Source organism: bacterium (assembly GCA_035419245.1).
GTDB lineage: Bacteria > Zhuqueibacterota > Zhuqueibacteria > Residuimicrobiales > Residuimicrobiaceae > JAKPUX01.
Genome location: DAOLSP010000009.1, coordinates 85,108 through 96,607, shown reverse-complemented (window position 1 = coordinate 96,607; position 11,500 = coordinate 85,108). Strand labels below are relative to the sequence as shown.

The following is an 11,500-nucleotide window of genomic DNA, read 5'->3' as shown; positions in this document are numbered from 1 at the left end:
TATAGTAAAACTAAAAAAGTTTACTAATAAATTTTATGTAAGTCAAGTGATAAATGCGCACCCTGCGGATTCCGGCCGAATAAAAACCGGGCACAACGCCGCTGCCGGGTCGGTTCGCACCCCAGTGGACGCGGTTTTAGCCTGCTTTTTTGCAAAAAATGGCAAATTATCCCTTGACAAAATGCCACAGATTCTCTACATTAGAAAGTAATTTTTTCTACAAAAATAACCAATTTCTGCAGCGGATCACTTCGGCTGCGCCACATCCCCAAGTTTTCTGTCCTCTCAACCCTTAACCCGATTGGAGGAGGTTCCTTCACACTTTAATCTCCAGTACCTGCATCACCTAATCATTTTTTTTCACCCTTAATCAGGAGAGAAAGATGAAAAGAGTTGTTCTCGTGCTGTTCCTTACGCTCGCGGTTGTCGCTGCCTTTGCCGCCCAGACCCCCGGCACCAAGGTAGCGGATAACAAGATGGACGTGCAGACCTGGTACGGCAACCAGCCGACCATGATCGCCGTCAATCCCGCTAATGGCCAGGTCGGCCTGACCTACGCCTCGGCCATGGGCGAGCTCACCGGCGACGACATCACCGAACTCCACTACGCCGATGTCACCGGCGGCAAAATCACCATGGTCAAAAACGACTATGGCAACCCCTGCATCGGCCTGATGCCCGACGGCCGTCACATGATCTTCTCCAACACCAAGCACATCCCCTGGTTCAACTACGGCGGCTGGGGCACCGGCGCCACCCTCTTCGAGGAAACCGCAGTCGGCTCCGCCCAGTTCGATTCCCTCTACTGGTTCGATGAAAACCCCATCGCCGGACCCAACAACGTCCTGGCCACCGTCATGGACATCTCCGACGAAGGCGTCATCCACCTCATGCTCTATGACGGATGGGGCGATGCCTATCTCTACAAGTCCTCTCAGGACGGCGGCTTCACCTTCTCCCAAGTCGTGATCTTCGCCTACCAGCGCGACGGCTTCACCTCCATCGCCCTCCATCCCTTCGGAGATGACGGCGACGTCTACGGCGGCGCGGTCGCAGCCGGCAAGAACGGCAAGGTCGGCGTCGCTATCACCGACCAGGCCAACGAAGCCTTCTTCATGGAATCCCTCGACCACGGCCAGACCTGGCCCGATTCAGCCGGCGTCGTCTACATCACCGGCAACCAGAAAATCACCGACTCCGGCGACCCCGATCACCTCCGCGCCGGCCTCTTCTGCGATGTCGTCTATGACAACGCCAACAACGCCCATGTCGTCTTCGAGGCCAACTATTACCTCGATGCCGCCCAGGCCAAGGCCCGCAATCCCTATCCGGGCTTCGGCGGGTCCAAACCCTACGTCGCAGACAAAAAATCGGCCATCGGACACTGGAGCGCCACCTCGGGCTACAACCTGGCCGCCACCTCCCTGGCTCCCGCCATGGATCTGGATGCCCAGTACTCCATGCTGCCCGGCCGCACCCGCCCGGCGCTGGCCACCTGGCCCAACATCGTCTTCGATCCGGAGAAGGAGGTTCTGTACTGCGTCTATAACCAGTACTCCGAGAACTGGGGCGAGTGGGCCGCGCTCGATTCCGTCACCAACCGCTTCCTCGGTTACGGCGAAATCTTTGCGGTCGGTTCCACCGACGGCGGCAAGAACTGGGGAACCCCGGTCAACCTGACCAACACCCCGAAATTCGACGAACGCCATGCCGTCGCCGACAAGAAAGTCGTCAACGGCAAGCTTCAGATCATCTACTTTGGTGACAATGGCCCCGGCAGCGAATACTACAAGCTGATCAACGGCTTCAGCAACTTCGTCACCTCCGGCGTCTACTACTGGGCCGCTAATTTGCCCGAAATCGTTGTTGAAGGTGTGACCCCCGGCACCAAGGTAGCGGATAACAAGATGGACGTGCAGACCTGGTACGGCAACCAGCCGACCATGATCGCCGTCAATCCCGCTAATGGCCAGGTCGGCCTGACCTACGCCTCGGCCATGGGCGAGCTCACCGGCGACGACATCACCGAACTCCACTACGCCGATGTCACCGGCGGCAAAATCACCATGGTCAAAAACGACTATGGCAACCCCTGCATCGGCCTGATGCCCGACGGCCGTCACATGATCTTCTCCAACACCAAGCACATCCCCTGGTTCAACTACGGCGGCTGGGGCACCGGCGCCACCCTCTTCGAGGAAACCGCAGTCGGCTCCGCCCAGTTCGATTCCCTCTACTGGTTCGATGAAAACCCCATCGCCGGACCCAACAACGTCCTGGCCACCGTCATGGACATCTCCGACGAAGGCGTCATCCACCTCATGCTCTATGACGGATGGGGCGATGCCTATCTCTACAAGTCCTCTCAGGACGGCGGCTTCACCTTCTCCCAAGTCGTGATCTTCGCCTACCAGCGCGACGGCTTCACCTCCATCGCCCTCCATCCCTTCGGAGATGACGGCGACGTCTACGGCGGCGCGGTCGCAGCCGGCAAGAACGGCAAGGTCGGCGTCGCTATCACCGACCAGGCCAACGAAGCCTTCTTCATGGAATCCCTCGACCACGGCCAGACCTGGCCCGATTCAGCCGGCGTCGTCTACATCACCGGCAACCAGAAAATCACCGACTCCGGCGACCCCGATCACCTCCGCGCCGGCCTCTTCTGCGATGTCGTCTATGACAACGCCAACAACGCCCATGTCGTCTTCGAGGCCAACTATTACCTCGATGCCGCCCAGGCCAAGGCCCGCAATCCCTATCCGGGCTTCGGCGGGTCCAAACCCTACGTCGCAGACAAAAAATCGGCCATCGGACACTGGAGCGCCACCTCGGGCTACAACCTGGCCGCCACCTCCCTGGCTCCCGCCATGGATCTGGATGCCCAGTACTCCATGCTGCCCGGCCGCACCCGCCCGGCGCTGGCCACCTGGCCCAACATCGTCTTCGATCCGGAGAAGGAGGTTCTGTACTGCGTCTATAACCAGTACTCCGAGAACTGGGGCGAGTGGGCCGCGCTCGATTCCGTCACCAACCGCTTCCTCGGTTACGGCGAAATCTTTGCGGTCGGTTCCACCGACGGCGGCAAGAACTGGGGAACCCCGGTCAACCTGACCAACACCCCGAAATTCGACGAACGCCATGCCGTCGCCGACAAGAAAGTCGTCAACGGCAAGCTTCAGATCATCTACTTTGGTGACAATGGCCCCGGCAGCGAATACTACAAGCTGATCAACGGCTTCAGCAACTTCGTCACCTCCGGCGTCTATTACTATGCCATGAACGCGACCCTGACCGGTGTCGACAAGCGCGGTGTCGCCGTAGTCGAGAGCTACGAGCTCGGCCAGAACTACCCGAACCCGTTCAACCCGACCACCACGATCGATTTCAGCGTGCCCAAGGCCTCGCAGGTTAAACTGACGGTCTACAACATGCTGGGTCAAAAGGTGAAGACGCTGGTCGACCGCACCATGGTCGCCGGAACGCACACCATCAAATGGGATGGCCTGGATGACAACGGCAGCGCGGTTTCCAGCGGCATGTATATCTACCGCCTGGAAGGCCAGTTCGGAGTCAAGAGCCACAAGATGATGTTCCTCAAGTAATTGCTCCCTTGTACCCAAAAAAGGGATGGGCCATACGGTCCATCCCTTTTTTGTTATTGCCCTGAAAAACAGAATTTGCTATACTAAGGCATCATTCAATGATGAGGATGCCATGAAAGTACACCCTGCCTGGTATATCAGCGCTGCCCTGCTGATCCATTGTGCGCCACAGCTGCCGCCGGACCAGGTCGCCGCGTGGAAACCGCAACGACCGCTGGCCGGCGCAGAGATCACGCTTTATTACAATCCCGGCGCCGTACATGCGGTTCTGAAAAATCCCGCCGCCGTGACCGCGGAGTTGCTCCAGATGCGCGGCGATCAGCAGCCCCCCCTGCCGTTGCGGCTCGCGATGGCCCGCAAGGGCAGCCTGTGGCAGGTGCACACCCTTTTGCAGCCCGAGGCCCGAATGCTGCTGCTGCGCTTCACGGCAGAACGTACCGATGATAATCGGGGGGAAAGCTGGTTGAGCCTGGTCTTCAGCGACGACGGGCGCCCCGTGATCGGAGCGCATCTGGAGAAAGCCCTGCTGCTGCAGCAGGGCGGGGTGGCAGGATATCCCTGCCGTAAGGACCTTCACGAGGCGGAGACCGAACTTGAAGCGGAATTGACCGTCTGGCCGCAAAACATAGCCGCGCGTACGGCGCTCTGGGATCTGCTTCTGCGCCAATACCCGGTGGCATCGACTACAACTCGGGTGCGGAATGAACTCCGCCAGGTCTACGAGAGTGCCGGTGGCGATGAGGAGATCCTGGCCGCTCTCCTTCCCTTTTTCTATCGCACCGGACAGGCGTATATCGCCCGCGAGATCATCACCGAGTCGGTTGCCCTGCTGCCGCACGGATCGGTGGCCGCGGCGGCGCGCCGGTGGGAGATCAGCCAGGAAGCGGATCCTGTAAAAAAGGCCGCGATGATCGCGGCCTTTCAGCACGATTTTCCCAGGGCGTTGCCGCCACAACCGTGACCGCGCTTTCCTGCCAGCCTATAACCCGGCGGCCAAAACCGGCACCCTGCCGCCGTTGACCGCTGGGTCCTCTCCAGCCGCCAGCGGATGCATCACAAAACTGTGCCGGTACGCCCTCTCCTGCAGCAGGTACTGCTTGTGCGGCCAGGCCCCCCACGAATCGTCTCCGCCCACTCCCATCTGGGCCAGATCAATATTCAGCCACACCTCCTCCCGTCGTAAAAGATCGGTCGGATGGATGCTGCCACGGCTTGTCTGCGTCAGATCCTCGCTGGTATAGTGCAATGCGGAGAAGCAGAGCGGTCCGGTGAAGAGTAGGCCCACTCCCGTGCTATCCATTACCGCCACCCAGCGGGTGTCGGTGCGATAGCCCATCTCCTGCGGGCTGACGTAGGGTGAAGTAAATCCGTCCACCTGTTGTTCGTAGAGGCCGACAAAGGCCGAACTCTTGCGGTCGATGTAATTCTCCTGCGGTCCACGGCCGAACCAGCGCACCTGTTCATAGCCCGCCGGCATGGCCAGGGCCATGCCATAACGCGGCATCTCGGGGAGTTCAGCCGCCGCCGAGGTGAAGCGGCTCTCCACCTGGATGTCGCCGCTGCCGAATACGGTGTAGATGACGCTCTCCTGACCCACTGCCGGCAGCTCAAAGAGCGCCTCCACTTTCACGGCCGCTCTGCGGATCTTGCCAGCCTTGAGCGCGGTGGTTGTAAAAGAGAGAAGCTTGCGCTCCTGGCTGGCTTTGCGCCAGGGCAGGCAGCGCTTGTCCATACCGTTGCCAAAATCGTTATCGGTGGGGGCCCGCCAGAAGTTTGGCCGCAGCGGAGTCTGGATGAGTTCACGGCCGCCGTGTTGCCAGGAGGTGAGCTCGCCGGTGGCCTTCTTGAAGCGAATCCGGAATCCGGCGCCGAGGAGATCCAGCGCGAGATGGTTCTCCTGTAGCTTTAATCCCATCCCGGCAGCCGGCACTTTTTCCGGGGTGATCCGGGGCAAGGGCAGCGCGAATTGTTCGGTGGCCTGGAGAGATCCCTGCGGGATGAGGGGAGCTTCGTTCCGGGTGCGCGCTTCGAGCGTCAGATAGTAGCCCGTGCGGGGGAGTGTGGTAAGGAGGGGCAACGGGATCCGTATGCGTCGGGCCTCCCCGGGCGCCAGATCGAGGGCGCCCAGGGAACCGTGATCCAGGATCCGTCCGTCGACTTGAAGGTTCCAGAGCAGTTCAAAGCCGGTGAGGGGGATAAAGGCGTAGCTGTTGCGGATTTCCACTTCGCCATCCTCCAGGTTAACCGCTTTGAATTTGATAGATTGATAGACTTTTTTGACCTCCGCAAGGGCCGGATGCGGGGTGCGGTCGGGGCAAACCAGTCCGTTGCAACAGAAATTGGCATCCGAGGGGGGACCCCACTCGCCGCCGAATGCCCAGTATTTACGTCCGTCCGCGGTTTTCCGGGCAAAGCCTTGGTCGACCCAATCCCAGATGCAGCCGCCCTGAAGTTGGGGATGCGCCTCGATTACGTCCCAATAATCCTGAAGATTGCCGGTGCTGTTGCCCATGGAATGGGCATACTCGCAGAGGATCAGCGGCCGGCTCTGCGGTTTCGAGGCATACTCTTTCAGGTTTTCGATCGAAACGTACATCGGGCAATAAATATCGGTGTTGGCACCGAGCTGGGCCCGCTCATAATGGACCGGCCGCGAGCGATCGCGGGATTTAACCCATTTGTAAGCGGCCGTGAAACAGACCCCGTCGCCCGCTTCATTGCCAAGCGACCAGATAATCACCGAGGGGTGGTTCTTGTCGCGTTCGACCATGCGGCTGACGCGGTCAACATGCGCCGCGATCCAGTCGGGATTGTTGCCGAGGGTACGTTCCGGATTGTATCCCATGCCATGCGACTCGATGTTGGCCTCATCGATGACGTAAAGCCCATATTGATCGCAGAGCTCGTACCAGCGCGGGTCGTTGGGGTAATGGCAGGTGCGAACCGTGTTGATGTTGTGCTGCTTCATGAGTTGGATGTCGCGCACCATCGAAGCCTCGGAGATGACATGCGCGTTGTACTCGTCGTGTTCATGCCGGTTGACGCCCTTGAGCCGTACGGCAACCCCATTGACCAGCAGCAACCCGTCTTTGATTTCAACGGTGCGGAAGCCGACCTTGCAGCCGGCGATTTCGATCACGGCGCCCCGGGCATCCTTGAGACTCAAAACCAGACTATAGAGGTTGGGCGTCTCGGCCGTCCATTTACGCGGCGAAGGAAGCGTCTGGGAGAGGACGACCTGCGCCGAACTTTTGCCCTTCATCTCCACCGTTTGTGTCCCGCTCCAGACCTCTGCCCCGTCGCAGTCCACCAGCCGGGCTTCAATGCTACAGAGGTCGCTCCGCTTCTTGACGTCCAGGTTGAGGAGATCGGCCTCGATTTGGAGCCGGCCGTTATTGAAAGTCGAGTCGAGGCCGGCTTTGGCCCAGAAATCGCGGATGCGCAGCTTGGGCACGGCATAGAGAAAGACATCGCGTTCGATGCCGCTGAGGCGCCAGAAATCCTGGCATTCGAGATAGGAGCCGTCGGTCCAGCGGTAGACCTCGAGGGCTACCAGGTTCTCGCCCGGTTTGAGGTAGCGGGTGATATTCCATTCAGCGGGGGTTTTGGCGTCTTCGCTGTATCCGGCGAGTTGTCCGTTGATCCAGATATAAAAGCCGGACTTGACCGCGCCGAAGTGGATAAGGACCTCGCGGCCGGCCCAGGCGTCCGGCAGGGTAAAGGTGCGGCGGTAGCAGCCGACTGGATTGTTGTCGTGGGGAATGTACGGCGGGTCCGGATTCCGGGTCCACTCATAGGGGATGTTGACGTAGATTGGCTGGCCATAGCCCTGCAGTTCCCAGTTGGAGGGCACCTCTATCTCCTTCCAAGCGCTGGCATCGAAACCGGTATTGAAGAAACCGGCAGGGCGGTCGGCGGGTCTGGCCACCCAGTGGAATTTCCAAAGGCCATTGAGACTTTGCACCCAGGGCGAGTGGTGCCAGTCGTTTTGCAGCACGGCGCCGGCATCGCTGTAGGGGACATAGGTGACATGGGGGGCTTCCTTGTTGATTCCGAATACCGCAGGATTTTCCCAGTCGAGATTCTGGCTTGAGGCGATCCCGCAGGCGAGCAGGAGGCTGCAAACCAGCAGAGGCAGGAAAGCATGATACATGGTTACCTCGCGGAATGAATGGATGGATGAATCCGGTGGGTTTCATCCCACCGCTGCCACTCTTCAAATACCGCGATAGCCGTGGCAGGTTGGGTGCCCAGTCCGAATTCAAACTGGGCGATGAGTCCTCCGGCAGGATCGTAAAGCTTCTCGGCGATGCGGCGCACGGCAGCGCGGCCAGCCTCCGGATCTTCGGCCGTCAGCACATGCTGCCGGTCGATCTCACCCCAGAAGGTGATCCGCCCCTTTGCTGTCTGCGCGAGCCGGTCCAGGTCCAGGATAAAAAGCTGGCAATTGAGCGCATCCACGCCGATTTCGATCAGATCTGGAAGGATCTCCTCGATGAAGCCGTCGGAATGCATGAAGACTTTTTTTCCGCCGGCGTGAATGAGGTCACAATAGTCGCGGTAAAGGGGTTTGAAAAGGGCCCGCCAAAGCGCAGGCCGGATCAGCAAGCGGTCCTGGCTGCCCCAGTCGTCCATGAAGCGAATGCCGTCGACCTCGCTCGCCGCCCAGAACTCCAGCTCCCGCAGATTGAATTCGTGGATCACGCCGAGGAGGTCGCGCAAACCGCCATCGGGATCAGCCAGGTCGTAGTAGGCGTTCTCGCTGCCGCGGATGAACTGGTAGCGCTCCCAGGGCCGCGGGCAAATGTTGGCGAGCACGTACAAGTCGGTGCTTTCATAAAAGCGGCTGATGACCGACCGCGCCGCCGCCCGATCGTGGGCGCTAAGTGGCAGCTGCTCCCAAGGCGGCCGCACCTTCCGCCAATCGGCCAGGTCGGCAAGGAGGGGGGTGCGCGCCTCGCCGACCTGACCGTCCTGGATGCTGATGAAGATGCAGCCCCATTCATCGATATAGCGGCCGGCACGGTACGGATCTCCCTGAACGCGAGGGGAGGGCGGATAGAAATACTGAGTGGTCGTCAAATCGGCAGGAAATCTCTGGATCAGTTCGGCCACGGCGGCCGGATGGCGCTGCTCCGCCCAGGGCAGCAGCCAGAGGTCACGCGGCAGGCGTGCAGGGTACTGGAAATTCAGACAAGCGGCGACGATGTCCCGAGGGGTGGCTGTCATACACTCCAAGGTAGTCAATTCAATCCTAAAAAGAAACTCTTTTCTTGCACGCCTTGCATCCGCTGGCCCTGTCATATGGTCCGGCGGGGGCTGTTATCCGCACCGAGGTTACATGCCGTAGAGATGGCCGGTATGGACCGGCTTGCCCTGGAGCTTGAGATAATAATAGAGCTGCCCCTTGTGCTGTTTCATATGTTCCACCATCTGCAGCAGGCGGTGGCCGAGAAGCATTTCGCTGGGATCCCAGGGCACTGTCGCGGCGGTGGTCGCCAGTTGCTCCTCGCTGACGGTGTCGAGGTACCGGAGCGCTCCCGCCCGATCCTCGTTAAGCAGCTTCCGGGCTTCGGCGACGCTTCCGACCGCGGGCAGTATCTCCGCAGGCGGCAGCATCTCCTCCGGCGGCAGACTGTTGATATCCACACCTTCCGGCATACCCCAATCGCCGGTGAGGATCCCCTTGAACGAGCCGGCGCAGCAATCGGCGATGTGTTTCAGCAGTTGCGCGATGGTCATCCAGTTGCTGCCGGTGGCGGGTTTCCAGTTGAGATCCTTCTCCTCGACCAGGTCAAACAATCCGGCCGAAACCTTGTAGGCATCCTCGAGTTCACTGGTGATCAACTCTTTCCAGTTCATACCAACCTCCTTCTTTGGGCCGTTGATAAATAAGGTGCATTATGTCATTCACCCTGGTCCGGGTGTCCAACCTGCCCATGAATCCCCAGCAATGTATGGCCCCGCCAGAGAATATACACACTATTTTTCATCTTTTCGATTACGATTTTTCGAGTTGATTTGCGCACAGTGCATTACACTATTTGCTCGGGTAATGCGCCACCGTCATTACTCCCTCTTCATCGCTGATCAAGGTATATAAAAGGGGATCGGCCAGGAGCGACGTGGTACCCCGGGGCACGCCATCGACGAGCAGGACATCGGGCAGCAGGCGCACCCCGTGGCTGTAATCGACATAGCGGCCAATGTGGATATTGGTGAGGGGCTGGATCGGACGGCCGTCCGGCTGGTGCCAGCCATAGATGACGACATGATCCAGCCGGTCCGGAAGGGCCATAGCGTTGCTGAGGACAAGGTCCTTCTTGTGCCCGGCCGTCAGCGCCCCCAGACGCGCTCCCGTCGCCCTCCGCTGTCTTTCAATATCCCTCTGATGCTGCAAGAACATCGCCGGACGTTCATTGCGATCGCCCAGAGGGGCATAGAACTGCGGGGTCAATTTAACTGGAGCGGCCGCCCAGATCGCATCCACCAGTTTGCGCGTCGGTAAAACAGCGCCAAAAAGATCGGCCGCCTTCTGTGCGGTGAAGGGGGTCATCGGCATGCGGACAAAATCGGAGTCTGTCCCAATAGCTAGATAGTCGGGCAAAACGGCAAAGACGACCTGGTGCGAATCACCGGCGACGTCGGCCCAGCGCTTTTCGATCAGGACCGGGCGGCGAAGAAACTCGGGGATGTTGCCCGACTGCAGTTCCCGCCAAATGGCCTCCTCGCGTCGGGCGCCGGTGAGGGTATCGCTTCCGGCGATGAATTGAGAACCTGTGCAGGCAGCAGATGAGCGCGGGGGGATGGCCAAGTCCGGCACGAGTTGGCTGCCCTCCCCGATAAACGCGGCATAGGCCCTCTCGCCCCAGTAGCGATAGCCGTGGTTTTCGAGCCTGGTCCCCGCCAGTATGGCGTGGATCAGACCGTTGCGCTCCACCTGTTGGGTGTGCCAGATACCGCGGCGCGGATTCTCCTTGAGCCAGAACTGCACCCGGCCCGCCAGCGCGGATGCATGCTGAAAAACCGAGTCTCTCTTTACGGTGAATGACAAATAACGGGCCAGGTCGTGGCGCATCCGCCCACTGCGATGCCAGGTGCCACCCGAGTCCGAAACCACGCGCCGGCCATCCAGCAAAGCCACACTGTCATTGTAGGCAAAGACCATCAGGGCATGATCACCACCACGGCCGAGCCAGCGCCCCAGGGGAGCGGCATATTTTTCTTCATAGCCATAATTCGAGTCGATGAAGGCGATGCGCGCCACATCATCCGGGATCTCGCCCGCTTGGTCGAGGAAGCTGAATATGAAGCGGCCGCCACCGCTGTGGCCGGTGAGCATGATCTTCGGCCGGTACGCGTTGAAGAGATCCCGCAGTGTATCGGCCAGGGCGATCACCCTCACGCCATGATCCGTGGGATGCGCCGCTCTCCAGCCTGGCCAACTCCGCTGCCGGGTTTGCAGGAGAATGAGCACCGGCGTGAAATCCGGATCGAGCGAATGGACGAAACGGACTTGGGCGCCTGTATGCTGGATATCATAACGCCAGTCATCACCCGACTGCAGCCGTTTGCCGAAGGTATGGTCGAGGGTGTTGCCATTGGGCAGGGCGAAAAGGATCAACAGGATCCGTTTGCCAGCGGGCAGATTCACTGGGGCAGTGATGTGAACGTGGACGTCGCTGCGGAAGATGAAACTGCACATCTGTTCATCGCCAGAACGCCCTGTCCTGAAACCGAATAAGCGATGATCCAGATGGCAACAGGCGCTCTGCTTCCCGTCACCGGCAAAGCCGACCTCCGGATTTGAGAAAAACAGAGCGAGCAGAAGTGCGATACAAAGCATCATACCTTGTGCGGTTCGATTATTCATTAAAGATCGAAGCAACGCCTGTCGA

At 59.7% G+C, this 11,500-nt stretch carries 6 protein-coding genes; 2 read left to right on the top strand and 4 right to left on the bottom strand.

What is annotated here, in order from left to right:
• Window positions 1–383: 383 nt before the first annotated feature.
• Window positions 384–3,602, top strand: coding sequence for a T9SS type A sorting domain-containing protein (locus PLH32_11890; protein HQJ65306.1), 3,219 nt, complete (start codon window positions 384–386; stop codon window positions 3,600–3,602).
• Window positions 3,603–3,714: 112 nt separating this feature from the next.
• Window positions 3,715–4,563, top strand: coding sequence for a hypothetical protein (locus PLH32_11885; protein ID HQJ65305.1), 849 nt, complete (start codon window positions 3,715–3,717; stop codon window positions 4,561–4,563).
• An 18-nt stretch (window positions 4,564–4,581) separates the two neighbouring features.
• On the opposite strand, the gene PLH32_11880 is transcribed toward PLH32_11885, so the two are convergent.
• From PLH32_11880 to PLH32_11865, 4 genes are all read right to left on the bottom strand, one after another.
• A complete protein-coding gene (locus PLH32_11880) occupies window positions 4,582–7,755 on the bottom strand; it encodes a glycoside hydrolase family 2 TIM barrel-domain containing protein (GenBank protein HQJ65304.1) in 3,174 nt (1,057 codons plus the stop codon).
• Window positions 7,756–7,757: 2 nt separating this feature from the next.
• A complete protein-coding gene (locus PLH32_11875; GenBank protein ID HQJ65303.1) occupies window positions 7,758–8,831 on the bottom strand; it encodes a uroporphyrinogen decarboxylase family protein in 1,074 nt (357 codons plus the stop codon).
• 108 nt (window positions 8,832–8,939) lie between these two features.
• Window positions 8,940–9,464 (bottom strand): DinB family protein, encoded by a 525-nt coding sequence (locus tag PLH32_11870; GenBank protein HQJ65302.1) that lies wholly within the window; start codon window positions 9,462–9,464, stop codon window positions 8,940–8,942.
• Between the two features lie 178 nt (window positions 9,465–9,642).
• Complete coding sequence (locus tag PLH32_11865; GenBank protein ID HQJ65301.1) at window positions 9,643–11,307, bottom strand: hypothetical protein; 1,665 nt, start codon at window positions 11,305–11,307, stop codon at window positions 9,643–9,645.
• Between the last annotated feature and the right edge of the window lie 193 nt (window positions 11,308–11,500).

Bases quoted from the DNA above. Each gene is read 5' to 3' on its own strand.
- PLH32_11865 (HQJ65301.1), bottom strand. From the start codon at position 11,307: ATGTGCAGTTTCATCTTCCGCAGCGACGTCCACGTTCACATCACTGCC.
- PLH32_11890 (HQJ65306.1), top strand. From the start codon at position 384: ATGAAAAGAGTTGTTCTCGTGCTGTTCCTTACGCTCGCGGTTGTCGCT.
- PLH32_11885 (HQJ65305.1), top strand. From the start codon at position 3,715: ATGAAAGTACACCCTGCCTGGTATATCAGCGCTGCCCTGCTGATCCAT.
- PLH32_11875 (HQJ65303.1), bottom strand. From the start codon at position 8,831: ATGACAGCCACCCCTCGGGACATCGTCGCCGCTTGTCTGAATTTCCAG.
- PLH32_11880 (HQJ65304.1), bottom strand. From the start codon at position 7,755: ATGTATCATGCTTTCCTGCCTCTGCTGGTTTGCAGCCTCCTGCTCGCC.
- PLH32_11870 (HQJ65302.1), bottom strand. From the start codon at position 9,464: ATGAACTGGAAAGAGTTGATCACCAGTGAACTCGAGGATGCCTACAAG.